The sequence below is a fragment of the Acetivibrio mesophilus genome (genome assembly GCF_004102745.1).
Taxonomy (GTDB): Bacteria; Bacillota; Clostridia; order Acetivibrionales; family Acetivibrionaceae; genus Hungateiclostridium; species Hungateiclostridium mesophilum.
Map to the genome: position 1 here is coordinate 39,813 of NZ_RLII01000021.1, position 18,411 is coordinate 58,223.

14 protein-coding genes are annotated in these 18,411 nt (G+C 39.0%); 11 read left to right on the forward strand and 3 right to left on the reverse strand.

Features of this window, described 5'->3' with window-relative positions:
- The first annotated feature begins 104 nt into the window (after positions 1-104).
- From EFD62_RS13310 to EFD62_RS13350, 9 genes are all read left to right on the forward strand, one after another.
- A complete protein-coding gene (locus tag EFD62_RS13310; protein WP_172406050.1) occupies positions 105-1,175 on the forward strand; it encodes a bifunctional 3-deoxy-7-phosphoheptulonate synthase/chorismate mutase in 1,071 nt (356 codons plus the stop codon).
- A gap of 295 nt (positions 1,176-1,470) precedes the next feature.
- The gene (locus EFD62_RS13315) at positions 1,471-2,424 is read left to right on the forward strand and encodes an ROK family protein (RefSeq protein ID WP_069194964.1); all 954 of its coding nucleotides are present in this window, start codon (positions 1,471-1,473) and stop codon (positions 2,422-2,424) included.
- 143 nt (positions 2,425-2,567) lie between these two features.
- On the forward strand, positions 2,568-3,302 hold the full coding sequence (gene truA / locus EFD62_RS13320; RefSeq protein WP_069196346.1) for a tRNA pseudouridine(38-40) synthase TruA: 735 nt from the start codon (positions 2,568-2,570) through the stop codon (positions 3,300-3,302).
- Positions 3,303-3,584: 282 nt separating this feature from the next.
- The gene (locus tag EFD62_RS13325) at positions 3,585-4,064 is read left to right on the forward strand and encodes a CarD family transcriptional regulator (RefSeq protein WP_069194963.1); all 480 of its coding nucleotides are present in this window, start codon (positions 3,585-3,587) and stop codon (positions 4,062-4,064) included.
- A gap of 140 nt (positions 4,065-4,204) precedes the next feature.
- Complete coding sequence (gene ispD / locus EFD62_RS13330; RefSeq protein ID WP_069194962.1) at positions 4,205-4,918, forward strand: 2-C-methyl-D-erythritol 4-phosphate cytidylyltransferase; 714 nt, start codon at positions 4,205-4,207, stop codon at positions 4,916-4,918.
- A 34-nt stretch (positions 4,919-4,952) separates the two neighbouring features.
- A complete protein-coding gene (locus tag EFD62_RS13335) occupies positions 4,953-5,684 on the forward strand; it encodes an ABC transporter ATP-binding protein (RefSeq protein WP_128706265.1) in 732 nt (243 codons plus the stop codon).
- Positions 5,674-6,891 carry an ABC transporter permease gene (locus tag EFD62_RS13340; protein ID WP_128706266.1) on the forward strand — a complete coding sequence of 406 codons (1,218 nt, stop codon included), beginning with the start codon at positions 5,674-5,676 and terminating at the stop codon, positions 6,889-6,891. Before EFD62_RS13335 ends, EFD62_RS13340 begins: the two co-directional genes overlap by 11 nt.
- 223 nt (positions 6,892-7,114) lie before the next feature.
- The gene (locus EFD62_RS13345; RefSeq protein WP_128706267.1) at positions 7,115-8,941 is read left to right on the forward strand and encodes a sensor histidine kinase; all 1,827 of its coding nucleotides are present in this window, start codon (positions 7,115-7,117) and stop codon (positions 8,939-8,941) included.
- A gap of 22 nt (positions 8,942-8,963) precedes the next feature.
- On the forward strand, positions 8,964-10,796 hold the full coding sequence (locus EFD62_RS13350) for a sensor histidine kinase (RefSeq protein WP_128706268.1): 1,833 nt from the start codon (positions 8,964-8,966) through the stop codon (positions 10,794-10,796).
- A 7-nt stretch (positions 10,797-10,803) separates the two neighbouring features.
- Here the strand turns inward: EFD62_RS13350 and ispF are convergent, their stop codons facing one another.
- Entirely contained in the window at positions 10,804-11,274 is a 471-nt protein-coding gene (gene ispF / locus EFD62_RS13355) for a 2-C-methyl-D-erythritol 2,4-cyclodiphosphate synthase (RefSeq protein ID WP_069194957.1), read from the reverse strand.
- Positions 11,275-11,810: 536 nt separating this feature from the next.
- Here ispF and EFD62_RS13360 point away from each other — a divergent pair.
- Both EFD62_RS13360 and EFD62_RS13365 read left to right on the forward strand, forming a co-directional pair.
- The gene (locus EFD62_RS13360) at positions 11,811-13,529 is read left to right on the forward strand and encodes a proline--tRNA ligase (RefSeq protein WP_128706269.1); all 1,719 of its coding nucleotides are present in this window, start codon (positions 11,811-11,813) and stop codon (positions 13,527-13,529) included.
- Positions 13,530-13,755: 226 nt separating this feature from the next.
- Complete coding sequence (locus EFD62_RS13365) at positions 13,756-14,601, forward strand: CAP domain-containing protein (RefSeq protein ID WP_069194955.1); 846 nt, start codon at positions 13,756-13,758, stop codon at positions 14,599-14,601.
- Between the two features lie 183 nt (positions 14,602-14,784).
- On the opposite strand, the gene EFD62_RS13370 is transcribed toward EFD62_RS13365, so the two are convergent.
- Positions 14,785-16,437: a pectate lyase family protein gene (locus EFD62_RS13370; protein WP_128706270.1), complete on the reverse strand. Its 1,653-nt coding sequence runs from the start codon at positions 16,435-16,437 to the stop codon at positions 14,785-14,787.
- A 161-nt stretch (positions 16,438-16,598) separates the two neighbouring features.
- Positions 16,599-18,293 carry a pectinesterase family protein gene (locus EFD62_RS13375; protein WP_128706271.1) on the reverse strand — a complete coding sequence of 565 codons (1,695 nt, stop codon included), beginning with the start codon at positions 18,291-18,293 and terminating at the stop codon, positions 16,599-16,601.
- Positions 18,294-18,411 lie beyond the last annotated feature (118 nt).

Consider the following 18,411-nt stretch of genomic DNA (forward strand, 5'->3'; position numbering starts at 1 on the left):
CCAGCTTAATGGGGGGCTTACATTGAAATATCAATATCTAGGTCGGAATATTGAAATGAAAAATGGAAGGATAATTTGAATTATACCATAAGAGGGTTTTGATTATGAGTGAAGAACTAAAAAGCTTAATACAGGAAATTGATTATCTAAATCTTTCTATTCTTGAAATAGTTAATAAAAGAATGAAACTGATCAAGGAAATGTCGGAATTGAAAGATGAAATATGTACAGAGTATTTTAGTCCGGAATATGAGTCTGAAATGATGGAGAAAATCTTAAGTAAAAATAATGGACCGCTATATGATGAACTTATTGAGGAAATATTCTCCATCATATTTTCTACTTCGTTGAAGTTCATGGGTATAAGTCGTCAAAAAAAGTTATTAATCAGCTCCAGCTCCAATCAATGCTTTAGTAGTATTGGAGAAATGTTTGGATTTGATAATAGCGAACCCATTATAATTGCGGGGCCGTGTGCTGTCGAAAGACTTGAATATCTTGAAATCATAGCTAAATTTTTAAAAGAAAAAGGTCTTAAATTTATAAGAGGTGGCGCCTATAAGCCAAGAACATCTCCATATGACTTTCAAGGTTTAAAAGAAGAGGGTCTGAAGATACTTCATGAAGTGTCTAAACTATATAGATTGATAAGTGTAACTGAAGTTGTTGATACCAGAGATGTGGAATTGGTTTCAAAATATGTAGACATACTGCAAATAGGGGCAAGAAATATGCAGAATTTTGAACTTTTAAAAGAGGTTGGTCATACTAATCGTCCAGTATTATTAAAAAGAGGGCTTAGTGCAACTATTGAAGAATTGATGTTTGCTGCAGAATATATTGTGTTGGAAGGTAATAAAAATGTGATTTTGTGTGAGAGAGGAATCCGAACTTGCGAGACAAAAACAAGGAATACCCTTGATATTTCTTCAATCCCCATTATTAAAAAAGAAACAAAGCTACCAATCATAGCTGACTTAAGTCATTCACTTGGCAGAAAAGATATTGTTAATAGCATTGCGAAAGCAGTTCTTTCGGCCGGGGCTGATGGTATTATGATAGAGGTGCATCCTAATCCTGTTTTTGCCCTTTCCGATAGCAAACAACAGCTTAATTTAAGCGAATTTGATGAAATGCTTAGTCTAATAAAGGATATAAAGTCTACAAAAACATAACTGTCCAATAGAATTAATTACTTTTCCAAATTACTTATAACTTCGATAATAAATTTTACTCACAATTATGTTCCGAATTGATTTTTATTGGATTCGCTAAAGGTGTTTGCGCAAGGTTTTTACTGTATAATATATTTTTAAGGTGCACAAGTACTTTTACAAGTGCAAAAAATTAGTATATAATATACATTGAATGTTGAAACAACGAAGTTGGTCAAATTTAATAAGGTTTGGTAATTGCAGCAGGTAATGGTATGTTATTTGCTTACAAGTATATTGTACTAGGAGGAATAAAATGTATTACATTGGGATTGATCTTGGCGGAACGAATATTGCCATAGGCTTGGTAAATGAAGAGGGTAAAATATTGCATAAGGACAGTGTTCCTACATTGAGGGAAAGGCCATACCAGGAGATAATTAAGGATATGGCAATGCTTACCCAAAAGGTAATAAAGGATGCAGGTGTCAGTGTTGACCAGGTCAAGAATATCGGGGTTGGAAGTCCCGGAACGCCAAACTGCAAGGATGGAATCCTTGTCTACAACAACAACTTGAATTTTCGGAATGTTCCTATAAGGTCTGAGATGCAAAAATATATTGATTTGCCCGTATATCTTGATAATGACGCAAACTGTGCAGCACTCGCTGAAAGTGTTGCCGGGGCGGCAAAGGGGGCAAAAATATCCGTAACCATTACTCTGGGCACTGGAATTGGCGGAGGAGTTGTGATAGACGGCAAGACATACAGTGGTTTCAACTATGCAGGAGGAGAGCTGGGTCACACGGTTTTAATGGTGGATGGTGAGGCGTGTTCTTGTGGAAGAATGGGTTGCTGGGAAGCATATGCTTCGGCAACTGCCCTTATTAGACAGACCAAAAAGGCCGCACAGGAAAATCCTGAGTCACTAATAAACAAGCTTGTTGAAGGTGACTTATCCAAAATTGATGCAAAAACAGCTTTTGATGCAGCAAAGCAGGGTGACAAAACCGGAGAGATGGTAGTACAGCAGTATATAAAATATATTGCCGAAGGACTTATCAATATGATAAATATATTCATGCCGGAGGTACTGGTAATAGGCGGAGGAATATGCAAGGAAGGCGAATATCTTTTAAAGCCTCTGAGGGAGCTTATAAGACAGGGAGTTTACAGCAAAGAGGACATACCTCAAACTGTGCTTAAAACGGCAGAAATGGGCAATGACGCAGGAATAATCGGTGCTGCAATGCTGGGAAAAGGATGCTAGTTTAAAAGGCTGCGAGGGGGCAAAGGCGACGGGCTTTTGCCCCCTTAAATTTGGCCTCTTGGAATGAAAGAGGCAAAAGCGAAGGGACTTGATGTCCCGGGCTTTTGATATTTAAAGAAGCAAAAAAGTGTAAGGAAGATATTATGAGGAATGTAAAGTTAATTATTGAATACGACGGTACGAATTATCATGGCTGGCAAACGCAGAAGAATGCAAAAACAGTCCAAGACACAATTGAAAGGGCGATAAAAGGGCTTACTGGAGAGATGGTTGAACTTACAGCCTCAAGCAGGACTGACTTTGGAGTGCACGCACTGGGGCAGGTAGCAAACTTTATGACGAATTCCAGTATACCCGGGGACAGATTTTCTTATGCTCTAAACAGACTACTTCCCGATGACATAGTAATAAAAGACTCCCAGGAAGTAAGCTTAGATTTTCATGCCCGGTTTAGATCAAAAGGCAAAAAGTACAGATATCTAATTTACAACTCCCGATTTCCATCTGCGATCCTAAGAAACAGAGCCTATCATGTATCCTACGAACTGGATTTTGAAAGCATGCAAAAGGCAGCGTCATACTTTCCCGGCACCCACGATTTCTCCTCCTTTAGGGCGAGCGGCAGCAGTGTCAAAACATCTGTCAGGACCATTACGGAAGCAGTGCTTGAAAGGGACGATAAAATAATAAGCTTTGAAATATCCGGTAATGGCTTTTTGTACAATATGGTGAGGATAATAGTCGGAACCTTAGTGGATGTAGGTATGGGAAGGATAGATGCCGATGATATACCGAAGATTATTGAAAGCCTGGATAGAAAGAGAGCAGGAAGAACAGCTCCGGCAGAAGGTTTGTATCTGGTAGAGGTCTATTACTGAATTAATATATGGTAACACCAATAATATATACTCCCCCATTTTTGGTATACTTTGTTATATGGCAAAAAAATATTATTGACACACGCTCTGTCCCATGCTACAATAAAATATTTTGACAATAAAATGACTTTGTAGTATACTAAATATATAGGGATGTACCATTTGATAGAACATCATTATTCTTAATTTTAATATCAAAATTTCACAAATGAAATCAAAATTAGAAGATATATTAGAAATTCTGATACTATTTTGTTTTTTTGTTTTATTGGAGGAGTGTATATGTATAATATCGGTGATAAAATTGTGTATCCAATGCATGGTGCAGGTGTAATAGAATCTATCGAGGAAAAGGAAATTTTAGGAAACAAACAAAGCTATTACGTAGTAAAAATTCCTATTGGAGAAATGAAAGTAATGATACCAACTCAAAATGTGGATGGTATTGGCATAAGGGAAGTAATAAGTGAAGAGGATGCAGAAAAGGTTTTTTTAATACTGAGAAATAAAGCTATTCCTTCAAATTCAAACTGGAATAAGCGATACCGGGAAAACATGGGTAAGATTAAAAGCGGTAATATTTATGAAGTGGCAGACGTTGTTCGCTGCCTGATGCTGAGGGATAGGGAAAAAGGACTTTCGACCGGCGAGAGGAAAATGCTAAACAGTGCAAAGCAGATTCTCATTAGTGAGCTGGTACTGGCGAAAAATATGAATGCAATGGAGATAGAGGGCATCATAAACAAGTTTATAAAGATTTAATCGAGATTCTTCAAAACTCATAATAAAGCTGTTTATCACAGCTTTTTTTTTGCCCTAATTTTTTTCATAATTATTACAATCAAAAGAATAATATGATATAATTTTAAAAACATTAGAACATCTGCCAGGAGAGTTTGATAATGAAAAAGAGTAGAAAGCTTTGGGTAAGTGCGGTTGTTGTGGCAGCCGGAAAAGGGACTCGTATGAATATGGATATCAACAAGCAGTACATAAAGGTATGCGGAATACCTTTACTTGCTAGGACCCTTAAGGTTTTTGAAGACTGCTCCTTGATTGACGAGGTGGTTTTGGTAGTAAGCAATAGCGACATGTTTTACTGCAAGCAAAATGTTGTAGAGGCCTATGAACTAAAAAAGGTAAAGATGCTGGTGGCAGGTGGGGAGCAAAGGCAGGATTCTGTGTATAATGGCCTTATACAAGTAAATAACGAATCGGACATTATTATTATACATGACGGTGCAAGGCCGTTTATAAATGACGAAATTATCGAAAACTGCATTGAGGCAGCGCAAGAATATGGGGCTTCTACCGTAGCAGTGCCTGTTAAGGATACGATAAAGTCGGCAGATAGTGGGGGCTTTGTAAAGGAAACATTGGAAAGGAGCACGCTCTGGGCTATTCAGACGCCCCAGGCCTTTTTAAAGGATGTCATAATAAAGGCTCACGAAAAAGCTGCCGATGACGGGTTTTATGGCACTGACGATACTGTTCTTGCGGAGAGAATGGGTATACGTACTAAGTTGGTTATGGGAAGCTACAACAACATAAAAATTACAACAAGGGAAGACCTGACATTTGCCGAAGCAGTAATTGGCAATGCTGAAGTATACTGACTTTAACCAATAAAGAAAGGTAAGGGTAATTTGCGTGATCAAAATACATTGTCTATCCAAGCATTTTGGCAATATTGCTGCAGTCTGCGGCATCAGCTTTGAAGTAAAAAAGGGCGAGGTATTCGGATTACTGGGGGAGAACGGAGCTGGAAAAACCACGACACTAAGAATGCTTGCGACCATGCTTAGACCTACTTCCGGTACTGCAACAATGGCAGGTTGGGATATTGTAAAGGAGCCCCAAAAGGTCAGGAGTAGCATAGGAATCCTTTTTGGAGGAGAGACCGGACTTTATGATAGGTTGACATGTGAAGAAAACATAGCATATTTCGGAGAATTGAATGATATGAGCAGGGCTCAAATAAAAGAAAGAATTAAAGAGCTTGCAAAAGTCTTCAATATGGAGGAGTATTTGACGAGAAGGGCAGGAAAGCTCTCGAAAGGGATGAAACAGAAGGTGGCGTTTGCGAGAGCCATAGTGCATGACCCAAAAATAATGCTTTTGGATGAGCCCACCTCAGGACTTGATGTCAGTGCCATAAGAGATGTGCATGAATTTATTGCAAGCTGCAGAAAAGAAGGGAAAACGGTGATTTTTTCAAGTCACAGCATGAGCGAGGTAGAAAAACTTTGTGATCGTGTAGGTATAATTCACAAGGGGAATTTGGTGGAAGTCGGTAATATTGATGAAATTAAGTCAAGATATGGCAATCAGAGCCTTGAAGATATATTTATTAAACTGGTAGGTGACAGAAGTGAACGCTAGCAAGCACGTTTGGATTGTATTCAAAAAAGAGGTAAAGGATATTGTACGGGATAAAAAGACGCTTCTTACCAGTATATTTGTTCCAATGTTGCTAATCCCCATTTTAAGCATGCTTGTAGGGGGAAGTATAGAGGACCTTAGCAGGGATATAAATGAAAACGTTACCATAGCCCTGACACAGGAATCGAACACCGATGAGATTAGGGATATAGTAGAAAATCAGATAATCAAGGACTATCCCAACATAAGCCTTATTGATACAGATGACCCTATAAAGGCCATTAATGAATCAAAGGTGAGGGTGGTACTGGATTTTGAGAAGGATTATGCCTCCAAATTGGCTGAGGGAAAGCCCTTTGCTATAAAGCTCATATATGACAAGTCCCAAACCAAATCCCAGGGAAGCCTTGGTATATTGTGGAATGCTATTGGAGACTACAATGATAGAATTGTAAAGCAGAGGCTTGATTCTCTTGGAGTGAACCCGGAGATATTGACACCTGCGATGATAGAAGAAAGCAATATAGCCAATGAGGAAAAAACCAGCGGAAGCATCCTAGCAGTATCCCTTCCAATGATGCTTGTGGTCTTGATGGCATCCGGGGGCATTGCTGCGGCTACAGACCTTGTGGCAGGTGAAAAGGAAAGGAATACCTTTGAACCTTTGCTTACCACCAAACCCGGCAGGTCTTCTCTTCTTTTGGGCAAATATCTGGCAGTAACACTATTTTCTTTTGTATCAGTTGTTGCAACAATGATAGGTGCGATTATAGGATTTGTGATTGATCCGTCCAGCATGGGTATGGGAGTAGGTACTGACATTACCGGTTTTAGCATACAGCCGTTGGCATTTTTTATGGTCATTGTAATTTCAATAACCCTGGGAATGACTTTTTCAGGTCTGCAGATAGCCCTCAGCAGCTATGCCAAATCCTTTAAAGAGGCACAGACGTATATGTCTTTTCTAATGATAATAGTTATGATACCGGCTTTTGCCACAATGCTTATGCAGCCAAATGACATCCCGGTATATATGTTTCTTGTACCTGTTATGAACACATTATCAGCCTTCAAAATAGTGCTTGGAGGCAGCATCAACTATGCTTATTTACTCATGGCTTTAGGGTCATCAGTGGTGTATGTTGTTATTACGTTGTGTCTAGCGGCCACGCTATTTAAAAAAGAGAATGTGATTCTCAGAAGCTAAAAGCTACGAATAAGCATAAAATTATCAATGCAAATAATAACAATCAAAGAGGAATATCCTTATCTGATGTAGAATTATAATATGATATTCATTTGACAGTCATTAATAATTCCATTGAATTCACGTAATTATTTACATGCAAATCAATTTCCGCTAAATGTTAAATCAGCATCTGATATTTCTGTGTACCGGACTCTATAATTCTGCATTGGGGGATTATTCTATGCTTTTTGGACGCAAAAAGGGAATGCCCGATATTATAAATGGACTTGAAAAGGAGAAAGTCAGTACAGCATGGAGGTTAAACCTTGGGTTCGCAGTAATAGTTATACTTTCCATATTTGCGGTGGGTATAGCTTGTTTCGGCATGATTTCAAATTCCATGCTAAGCCATGCAAAGGTCAGTTCTACTGAGCTTATCAAGCAAACATCCAATAACATAGAGGTGATTCTCACAGGTTTTGACGAGATGGCGATGACTCTGTCAAGGGATAATACACTGGCAGAGTATATAAGTATGCACGATAACATAGAGGATATTCAGTTACGAGCCGAGAATGTCCAAAGAATTGAGAATATTCTAAATAATTATGCGGGGGAAAGAAAAGATATCGCTAATATTGCAGTGGTATCAAATGGAGGAGCTTACATAACATCGGGAACGGTGAGACCGGATGCTCATGAGAATATAAATAACATCTATGCAGTAAAAGCGTTCAATGAAAGCAATAAGCAGTCATTATGGCTAAATACATATACATTGGATATTGATTCAAATCTTAAAAATTCCGAAAAAGTACAGGTTTTTTCAATAATAAAGGGAATATATGCTTCCAGTAGCCTTAAGAGTCAGGGAACCCTGATTATAAACATTACGGAAGAGTATCTTTACAGTCTTATTGCAGACATTAAGCCCAGTGACAACGGAAAAATCTATATAATTGGCAGCGATGGAAATTATGTCTTAAACCCCTTTGAAAGACTTAAGAATGGTAAAAGGGCGGATCTGGAATTCGTTGAGGATATGTTGGGCAGGGATAACAATGTAGACATAGAGGAGATAGACGGTGAGGAGTACCTTGTGACTTATAATACCATTCAACATATAAAAGGCACAGAACTGGGATGGATAATAGTTGAAATTACACCGGTTTCGGAGATTAGGACCAGTGTCACCGAAGCGGGTACGCGTCTGTTTTTCATAGGTATTGCATGTGTTGTCATAGGCTTCATTCTTATAGGGATGGCAACGGCCTTTTATAACCGATACCTTAATAGAAGCTATTCGGAAAGACATTCCATTGCGCTAGAGAGAGAAAGGCTTGCTTCCCTAGGACAGCTAATAGGAGGAATTGCCCACAATTTCAAAACGCCCATAATGTCGATAGCAGGCGGACTAGAGGCATTAAAGGATCTAATAGAAGAGTATGATATTTCTATCGGAGACCCTCAGGTAACCAGTGAGGACCATCTTGAAATTGCGGCTGAGATGAAGGATTGGATAGGTAAGATAAAGCCCTACTGCGGATACATGTCGGATATTATATCCACAGTAAAGGGACAGGCCGGCAATATGAATGAATCAAACAATGCAAGCTTTTCGGTGGGAGAACTATTAAAAAGAGTTGACATTCTAATGAACCACGAGCTAAAGAAGTTTTCCTGTGAGTTGAGACTGGATATAAAAGTGGATAAGGACACACTTATAAGAGGAGAAATAAATAATCTTATACAAGTACTGAACAATCTTATATCTAATTCTATTGAATCCTATAGCGGAAATGAAGGAAAAATCGACCTGTTAATCGGCAAAAACGACCAGGAATTGGAAATAGTCGTAAGGGATTATGGAAGCGGAATACCGGAAAATGTGAAAAAGAAGCTTTTAAAAGAAATGATTACAACCAAGGGAAAGAACGGAACAGGGCTTGGCCTATATATGTCTCACTCAACGATTAAGGGTAAGTTTGGAGGGACAATGAAAATAAAGAGTGAGGAAGGGAAGGGTACCGAAATATTAATTTCCATTCCTTATATTGCTAAAGCTTAGCGAACAGGTGGAGGCGTGTAAAATGTCAAAAGTGATAAAAGTGCCAAGATATATAAAAAGTGTTTTTAAGAAATTAAATATGTTAATAATAAAAAAGCAGATGAGGTTCAATGCTGCCTTTGCTTTGATTATATTGATTTTGACTACATTATTGGGTTACCTATCCTTTAATATGATATCCAATGCTATGATAAACCATGCCAGTGCGGATTCCCTTGAGCTTATAAAGCAAATCAGCAATAATATCGAAACAATAATGATTGGATTTGACGATATTTCAAACGGGATTCTAAGGAATGAAGGCTTTGATAATCTTGTAAAAATGCATGGACAACTGGATAATGAACATAAAAGGGCGACAAACGGAAGAAATATAGAAGATATCCTGAACACACTCACAAAAACAAGAACAGATATAGCAGATATAGCAGTGATTACAAATATCGGGGAATACATTACTTCGGGAGAGACAAAACCGCTAACCACGGACAATGCGCTTGCATATTATGCGGTACGGAGATTTAAACAAAGCAAAAGAGACTCATTGTGGATTGATACATATCAGACTGAGGTGGCAACTACAGGTACTCATACAGGCAACAAACTGGTTATATCAAATATGAAAAGCATTAAGGGCGAGAACAATGAGGAAATTGGCATACTTATGCTCAATATAAAGGAATCATACATATATAGCCTCATATCCGATATAAAAATTCCTGATGAAGGGCAGCTGTATATCGTAGGAAAAGATGGCAACTATGTAATGAATCCATTAAACAGAATTCAGAATGGAAAAGTGGATTATGTAAAGTATGAATTATACATTCAGGAAATATTAAAGCAAAAAAACGGAACCTCTATTAAAAACATAAACGGAAGAGAATACATACTGGCTTACCAGACAATTGACAATATAAACGGGATTGAACTGGGGTGGACAGTATTTGGAATGATTCCGATTGATGTCGTAACATCGGGCATAGACAGTACCAGAGTCAGTTTGTATAAGATCGGTTTAATATGCGTTATTATCGGGTTTGGGATTTCTTTATTGTTTACACGTTTTTATAATGCATATCTGGAAAAAAGTTATGACAAAAAACACTCTATTATTATGGAGAGAGAAAGACTTGCATCCTTAGGGCAGCTTATGGGAGGAATAGCACAGAATTTTAAGACCCCTATTATGTCAATATCTGAAGGATTGGATGAATTAAATAATCTTGTAGTCGAATATGAAAAATCTATTGAAGACGGCAATGTATCGGATTCGATGCAGCATGAAATTGCTTTAAGGATGAAAAAATGCGTGGATAACATAAAACCCTATTGTTCGTATATTTCGGATGAAATATCTACCGTAAAGGGACAGGCTGTTAATTTCAATGAATCCACCGATGGAAGCTTCACTGTTGGCGAATTGCTTAAGAACGTAAAAATACTTATGAGCCATGAGGTTGAACGCCACCACTGCGAAATGAACGTGGACATGAAGGTGAGCGAAGATACGTCAATAAAGGGAGAAATAAACAATATGACTCAGGTAATGAATAACATAATTACCAATGCTATTGAGTCGTATAACGAAAGTGGAGGAAAAATTGATATCATTTTCAGCAAAAAAGGACACAACCTGGAAATTAATGTTAGGGATTATGGATGCGGGATCCCTGAGAGCATAAAAGACAAGTTGTTTAAAGAAATGGTGACAACCAAGGGGGCAAGTGGTACAGGAATAGGTGTCTATATGTCGTATTCAACTATAAAAGGAAAGTTTGGAGGAACCATGACAATTGACAGCGAAAAAGGGATGGGAACCTCCGTAAATATCAGCATACCCTTAAAAGGATAAAAGGTTTTTACTCTACGGTAACACAGCTAAATACCTGAATACCTTGGCCTTGGCCGAATTGGGTAAGGCCCTCCCCGGTGGTGGCAGTTATTCCTATGGAATCTTCCGGTATATCTAAAAGCTCTGAAATACTGCTTCTAATTGCGGGAATATGGGGAGTGATTTTAGGGGTAAGGCATTCTATGGATATTGATACATGAACTATTTTTTTGCCGTTTAAATACTTGAGTGCTTCTTTAAGATAAACTCTGCTGTCTGTTATACCCTTTTCAAGACAGAGTTCATCGCTGATTTTTCCGAGTATGTTTACGCAGGTAACTCCTGAAATCGCATTTGTAATGGAATGCAGTATAACATCCGCATCGCTGTTGCCGGCTAAGGGAGGGTATCCTTCAAGTACTACTCCTCCAAGCACAAGCTTTTTATTCTTGTCATCAAAATCGAATCTATGGCTGTCCTGTCCTATCCCAACTCTCATCTATAATCATTCCTTTAATATTGTTATTATCTTTTATTATTAATTAGATTTTAGTTTTAGTATTCTTTCAAGATTATATCTTACTAATCAATAACAGGCAAGACGAACCAAGTTTTTTGTGCTTTTTATGTATATTGACATAGTATGGCAGGTATATTAATATATAAAATATAGTAATTCGAATATATGCAAGGCGAATAGCAAAATGAATAGAGGATTGTATGGTCTATGAAGGGGCTGCGAAAGGGCAGGCTTTTAGAGAAGGAGCTTCATGAGTAATCAAACTGCTTACATAAAGGACTGATATACTCATGGCTGAGAGGGTTCCTAAGCAATAAAACTTTCTTCCCACCCTGGAGATGCGGTTTATGAGACTGCCGGATATACTCCGTTATAGGTATATAGAGTAGGGTTTTACCAATTTGGGTGGTACCGCGGAAAACAACACTCCGTCCCATAGTAGTGGACGGGTTTTTTTAATGTTAAGGAAATTATTCCGGTTATATATTTCTTGATTTTTAAGGAGGTTTTTATTTATGAGAGTTTCCAATATGTTTTTTCAAACATTGAGAGAAGTGCCGGCGGAAGCTGAAATAGCAAGCCATCAGCTTATGCTGAGAGCTGGTCTTATGAGGAAGCTGGCATCGGGAATTTATTCCTTTTTACCCTTGGGTTACAGGGTATTCAGAAAGGTTGAGCAGATTGTAAGGGAGGAAATGGACAGAGCTGGTGCTCAGGAATTGATAATGTCGGCACTTTTGCCTGCTGAAGCGTACCAGGCATCGGGCCGATGGGAGGTATTTGGATCAGAAATGTTCCGACTCAAGGACAGAGGCGGCAGGGATTTTTGTCTTGGACCAACCCATGAAGAAATATTTACTGAGACTGTTAAAAGTGCCACAAGGTCATATAGGTCTCTTCCCCTTACCCTCTATCAAATTCAGACAAAGTACAGGGATGAGAGAAGACCAAGGTTTGGCGTCATGAGATCAAGAGAGTTCGTGATGAAGGATGCATACAGCTTTGACAGGGATGAGGCAGGTCTCGATATATCCTACAAAAAGATGTATGATGCATACTGCAGGATATTTGACCGTCTGGGTCTAGATTACATCATTGTGGATGCAGATACCGGAGCAATGGGAGGCTCGGGCTCCCAGGAGTTTATGGTAAAATCGGCAATCGGCGAATCCCGTATTGCATATTGTGATGCCTGCGGTTATGCAGCCAATGATGAAAAGGCAGAGTGTATACCTGAAAAGTGCTGCGATGGCAAAAACTGCTGCGAAGAACTGGAACTTGAGAAGGTTGCCACCCCGAACGCCCGGACCATTGAGGAGCTTATGGAGTTCTTCGGCTGTTCTGCAAAGGAATTTGCAAAGACCCTTATATATAAAGCAGACGATAAAGTGGTTGCTGCCATGGTAAGGGGAGACAGGGAGCTAAATGAGACAAAGCTTCAGAATCTCTTGGGCTGCATAGAGCTTGAAATGGCAGATGCTGAAACAGTAGAGAAGGTCACAGGTGCCGCAGTGGGATTTGCAGGTCCTATAGGCCTTGATATTGATGTTGTGGTTGACCTTGAGGTTGAAGGCATGAAGAACTTTGTGGTGGGAGCAAATGAGACAGGTTTTCACTACAAGAATGTTAATATAAACAGGGATTTCAAAGCCAAATATGTGAAGGATATTAGGACTATTAAAGAGGGAGATGCATGTCCTAAATGCGGAGCTGGCGTGAAGGTTGAATTCGGTATTGAGGTTGGTCACATATTCAAGCTTGGAACCAAGTATTCAGAAGCTTTAAACTGCGTATATCTTGATGAGACAGGCAAGGAAAATCCAATGATTATGGGTTGCTACGGCATAGGAGTAAACAGGAGTATGGCTGCCGTAATCGAACAGAATAACGATGAGAACGGTATAATTTGGCCTATATCTGTTGCACCATATCATGCAATCGTAATACCGGTGAACACCACCGACAGTGTCCAGATGGAGCTGGCGGAAAAGATATATGCCCAGCTTGAGGAATTAGGCATTGAGGTAATGTTAGATGACAGGGATGAAAGACCGGGAGTTAAATTCAAGGATGCCGACCTTACAGGTATTCCAATAAGGATAACTGTAGGTAAAAAAGCAGGGGATGGCATTGTAGAATATAAGCTAAGATGTGAGAAGGACTTTGCTGCAATTCCTTATGAGGAAGCAATTGCAAAGGCTAAAGAGGAAGTGGCCAAAGGCCTTAAAAAATAATAGAAGAATTATAAGCTTAACGGCTTAGTTTCTGATGCTTAAAAAAGGAGTATTGCGTGTTGACCATGCAGTACTCCTTTTTTTATATAAAATATAAAGTTTTTAATTTTATAGTTTGCTTATGTAAATAATTCATTTAAATTTGTCAATACTATAATCAACACTGTATAACCAAATATAATCTTATTTTATTGCATGTTTAATTTGATGACTTGGAGGGATTTTCATGAAAAGGAAGATAGTCTTACTAATTGTTCTCGCTCTTGTTCTGACAGGGGGTATGGGTCTTTCTGGACTTAGCTTCCAAAATGTTTCGGCAGCCACAACATTTCAAAAGGTAAACTTTGTAACTGGCGTGGTGACTGCAGACACTTTAAATGTAAGGCAGGGGCCATCTACCAAATTTCCTGTAGTATGTGTACTTAAGAAAGGACAAACTGTTAATGTATTTGGGAAATTGGGGGATTGGTACGCAGTATATGAACCCGCAACCGGATGTGTGGGGGCAGTTTCTTCAAAGTATATCAAGCAGCAGGGTACTACTACCGGTACTCCAACAACAAAAAGTCCGAAAAAAACCTCTGCACCTAAGGCACCGGCACCAACACCGGTCAAGGCTTCACCCGCACCGACTACTGCAGTTAAGCCAAGTCCTACTTCACAGGCACCTTCAACACCGGTTACAGGCTTAAGTGCCGATGAACAGCTGACATTGGATCTCATCAACAAGGAGAGAGCAAAAGCTGGCCTCGAGCCGCTTAAGATTGATATGGAGCTGCAGAAGGTAGCAAGACTCAAGGCGCAGGATATGGTTGAAAAGAACTATTTCTCCCATCAGTCGCCGACATACGGTTCTCCTTTTGATATGATGAGACAGTTTAACGTAAGCTTTAGGACAGCAGGAGAAAATATTGCAGGAAATCGTACGGTAGAGGGAGCTGTTCAGGCTTGGATGAACTCGGAAGGCCATAGAAAGAATATATTAAATGCCAATTTCAATTACACCGGAATCGGTGTTGTGGAAAGTCCTCAATATGGCAAGATGTTTGTGCAAATGTTTATAGGTAAATAAGGTAAGAAATAAAGGTGAGAAGACAAAAAACTGCAGGAAGGTAAGTCCTGCAGTTTTTTGCGTATTCCCGACGAAAAAATCTTTTTTCCCGTAATTTAAATAAGAAGAGCTTTGCATAGGGTTTTATATTGGTGCTTATAGTCATTGTATGCATTCCTAAGGTTTCACAGAGATTGACCTTTATTAATTGCCAGTTACTTCGAGTTTATCAATGTTAGGACCTCCATCTGATGATGTGGCAGTAGCCCTGAACTTATTAATTCCAGGATTTAATGAAGCAGTTATGCTCTTTGTCTGCCACTGTGTCCATGACCCTGTTCCTCCAAACACCACGCCGGATGCAACAACATTACCGTTTACACTAATATCAACCGTTCTATTTGATGAAGTTCCATTTGCATATGTAAAGATCAATGACTTTGTCCCTGCACTAGACACGTTTATTGTCCATTCAATATATCCACCGCTTACATTATCATAATTTACATAGCCTGTTCCTGTATATCCTGCATTCTTTGTTTCAGTTACAGCACCGCTAAAAGCTGCATCTTCTGCTTGGTAAGTTTTGGTTTCGCCATATGGTAATGAGTCAATCAAACCCAGTATGAATCTTTTCAATATTGCAAAATCAGTTGAATTTACTTTAGTATCAAGATTTAGATCTGCAACTCTAAGCTGATCATTTGTTAGGCGGATAACATTAAGGAGGAACCTTTTCATTATAGAATAGTCAGTTGAATTTACCTTACCGTCATTATTCAAATCCCCATATACTAAGTCTATTGGAGTAGGTTGTGGTGTAGGAGTATTTGAAGGAGTATTTGTAGGGGTATTGGTAGGAGGTGTTGTAGGCGGGGGCGTTTCCGGTCTACCTAATGTTGCTCCTGCACCTGCTTCAATCCTTTCCTTAAGTCCTGAAGTTGATTCAACATTGTATTTATAGGGAGGAGTGAAAGCAGTACCCTTTCCAGTTGTTCCGGTGCAGTTTCCTATAAACAGATCATTAATGCTCTGGAGCACAGAGGCTGGGGAGGAAGTACTGAAGTCAAAGCATTTTTTTGTGTTTACAAAGACATTGCCTTCGGAGCGGATGTTTGCATCGTAGCCGCAGCGAATGGCATAATTATTGCCGGGGGCATCGAACAGGTTGTTGAAAATATGAACCTTTCCGAAGCGAACACGGGGCATACGCTCTGTTACTCCCTTTGAATACCAGTTGTGATGATAAGTTACCCTAAGCTTTCCTGCATCTTGGGATGCGTTGCTGTCGCTGTGTCCAATCAGTCCACCGAATGTGTGGCCTCCGTCTCTTGAAAACCAGTATTTGCACCAGGATATGGTTATGTAATCACTACCGCGTTTTATGCTAAGGTTTTCGTCAGTTGAGTCGCATAAATCAAGATGGTCAAACCAAATATGATGAGATCCATTCGAGACTCCTATCGCATCACCATCTGCACCGTTGCCTTTTATTATAAGGTTCCTCAATATAACGTTGGACGAGCCGTTAAAGGACCAACTGCCTGTGGTTGCACCAGGAAAACCGATGATGGTTTTGTTGGATCCTACATTATAGTTGCCGCCGATATTTCCTTGCACATAAATAACCCTTGGGGTGTCTCCGCTAACAAGTTTTTGAAGCTCACTTGAACTCGTTGCAATCACAGGAGTGGCATTTCCACCACCGGTGGTTCCTCCTGCTTCCGATGCCCATCCTATAGGCCTATCTAAAGGTGATATGGTCTCTGCATACGTAGCGGTTGTAAGCAAAAAGGCTGTTATTATTATTGAAGCCATTAGCAGTAAAGACATATGTTTTATGAAACTTCTTGACATGATTAATCCTCCCGTTCTGTCTTTTTTTGATATTCTTTATATTCTAGGTTCGAACCTAGAATATTTAAGATTCGAACCTTAAATAATATTTCATCGGGAATTTTAGAAACTGGGCAGAATATTTCTTATTCACTTTGGGTATGGATAATTACGCAATTACTTCATAAAGGTAATTGTGTAATTATTTTCAACAAGAATCTTTTTAGTATAGAATAATCTATTGAGTCAACAGAGCCATTCCTGTTTAAGTCGGCTGCCTCAATTTTATCCTGGGGCAAATTTATTTGCTTAAGAATATATCTTTTTAATAATGTATAGTCAGTTGAATCTACAGTTCCATTTCCGTTCAAGTCACCATATATAATGCTTTTTTGATTGCTTTGTTTAATTATCACAATATAATTTACGACTCCAGATGAGGTTCCATTGGCACCAAGAGTCACAACAGTATTTGAACTGAAATCCTTTTTATAAAGGTTATAGGTAACTGATGGTGTGCCATCATCAGTTATGGATTCAGTGGTTTTAGTCCAATTGCTCAGCCATGACGGTACATTTGCAACTCTTGAGTCTAGGCCTACGTATACGGTTACATCAGCTTTGGTTGTGAAATATGCAAGGTCTGTTGTGAAGGTTTTTGAATCACAGGCTGTTCTGATCCGTTCGGAGCCCAGAAGCTCCTTTGGGATTGTGACAAACTTGTAGGTCCTGTCGCCAAACACATTATCTCCAACCTGTAAATTCGATTGTATAGACCAATTGGACGAATTTGCCGAATCCCTTACTGTTAACGATTTTATGAGTTCTCCCTCTATGGGCGTTGGTACCGGTGTCGGAGGTGGTGTCGGAACGGGTGTTTGAGATACAATCGCAACCGGATTCCAATTGTCAGTACCTTTTAATAGATTTTCTGGAGTGAATTTTGCAGCTTCAGCATCTGAAAGCTGTCTTCTGGATGAATTAACTACTGCCCCCGGACCTGTATTTTTGTACTCAAAAAAACGTGCATTTTCAGGTGGGTTACCACTCATGCTAGTCCAACCGGACTGCCTTATATGTGCTCCTAAATAACATGTTTTGTAAACTACATATGCATTGGGACGCCAAGGTCTTCCAAGATATGTTGAATTTTGGGGAGCACTGCTTGTTAATGTGCAGTTTAAAAACAGAAATCCGTAATCTGCGATATCAGTGCTTGCAGCAGTGACATATCCGCCTTTTGGTGTTGAAACAATTTCGCAATTGTCAAACACAGCTGTTGCACCGCCAAATATAAAATCTGTATCGCCTATAATCTTACAGTTCGTATAATACTGTCTGCCTGAATGAGCATACAAAGTATCCTGATTTCCAATAAAAATACAGTTTTTGATTATTTGCCTGTCACCGCGAATATAAGCAGCTACAGCTTGTTTATCGTTTACATTGATACTTTCATCAAAGGAATTTTCAATTGTGAGATTTTCAAGAATTGCATCAGTACCATACAGATAGAATGATGCAGAACCGGATGTGCCATAGGTGGTGCCATCAGGTTTTGGTTTACCGGCATAATTATCATATGTAATAATTGCTCCCGTATTGCTTTGGCCTATGAGATGAATGTTGTTTTTTCTGATTGTGACAACCTCTTTGTATGTACCGTTCTTGATAAATATAACAGTTCTTTTTGAATTGTTTGACGGGACTGAATCAATTGCAGCTTGTATCGTTGTGAAATTGCCCGTACCGTCTTTAGCAACTATTATGTCTGGATTAACCGCTGCGAAAGATATTAGTGGGATACTATTAATTAGTAAGAAGGTCAGGCAAAGATTAATACAAAGTAACAGTAAAATTTTTTTGCTTATTTTCATTTGTTTTCCTCCCCATTTATTTATTTTTGATACCTTTTATATTTAAGATTCGAAGCTTAAGTAATATTTCAGTGGGAATTTATGAAATGATACAGATTTTCTATTAAGACTGGAACGC

Excerpts from the sequence above, each read along its gene's own strand:
- EFD62_RS13345 (WP_128706267.1), top strand. The coding sequence starts at position 7,115 with ATGCTTTTTGGACGCAAAAAGGGAATGCCCGATATTATAAATGGACTT.
- EFD62_RS13375 (WP_128706271.1), bottom strand. The coding sequence starts at position 18,293 with ATGAAAATAAGCAAAAAAATTTTACTGTTACTTTGTATTAATCTTTGC.
- EFD62_RS13360 (WP_128706269.1), top strand. The coding sequence starts at position 11,811 with ATGAGAGTTTCCAATATGTTTTTTCAAACATTGAGAGAAGTGCCGGCG.
- EFD62_RS13325 (WP_069194963.1), top strand. The coding sequence starts at position 3,585 with ATGTATAATATCGGTGATAAAATTGTGTATCCAATGCATGGTGCAGGT.
- EFD62_RS13310 (WP_172406050.1), top strand. The coding sequence starts at position 105 with ATGAGTGAAGAACTAAAAAGCTTAATACAGGAAATTGATTATCTAAAT.
- EFD62_RS13370 (WP_128706270.1), bottom strand. The coding sequence starts at position 16,437 with ATGTCAAGAAGTTTCATAAAACATATGTCTTTACTGCTAATGGCTTCA.
- ispD (WP_069194962.1), top strand. The coding sequence starts at position 4,205 with ATGAAAAAGAGTAGAAAGCTTTGGGTAAGTGCGGTTGTTGTGGCAGCC.
- EFD62_RS13315 (WP_069194964.1), top strand. The coding sequence starts at position 1,471 with ATGTATTACATTGGGATTGATCTTGGCGGAACGAATATTGCCATAGGC.
- truA (WP_069196346.1), top strand. The coding sequence starts at position 2,568 with ATGAGGAATGTAAAGTTAATTATTGAATACGACGGTACGAATTATCAT.
- EFD62_RS13350 (WP_128706268.1), top strand. The coding sequence starts at position 8,964 with ATGTCAAAAGTGATAAAAGTGCCAAGATATATAAAAAGTGTTTTTAAG.
- ispF (WP_069194957.1), bottom strand. The coding sequence starts at position 11,274 with ATGAGAGTTGGGATAGGACAGGACAGCCATAGATTCGATTTTGATGAC.
- EFD62_RS13365 (WP_069194955.1), top strand. The coding sequence starts at position 13,756 with ATGAAAAGGAAGATAGTCTTACTAATTGTTCTCGCTCTTGTTCTGACA.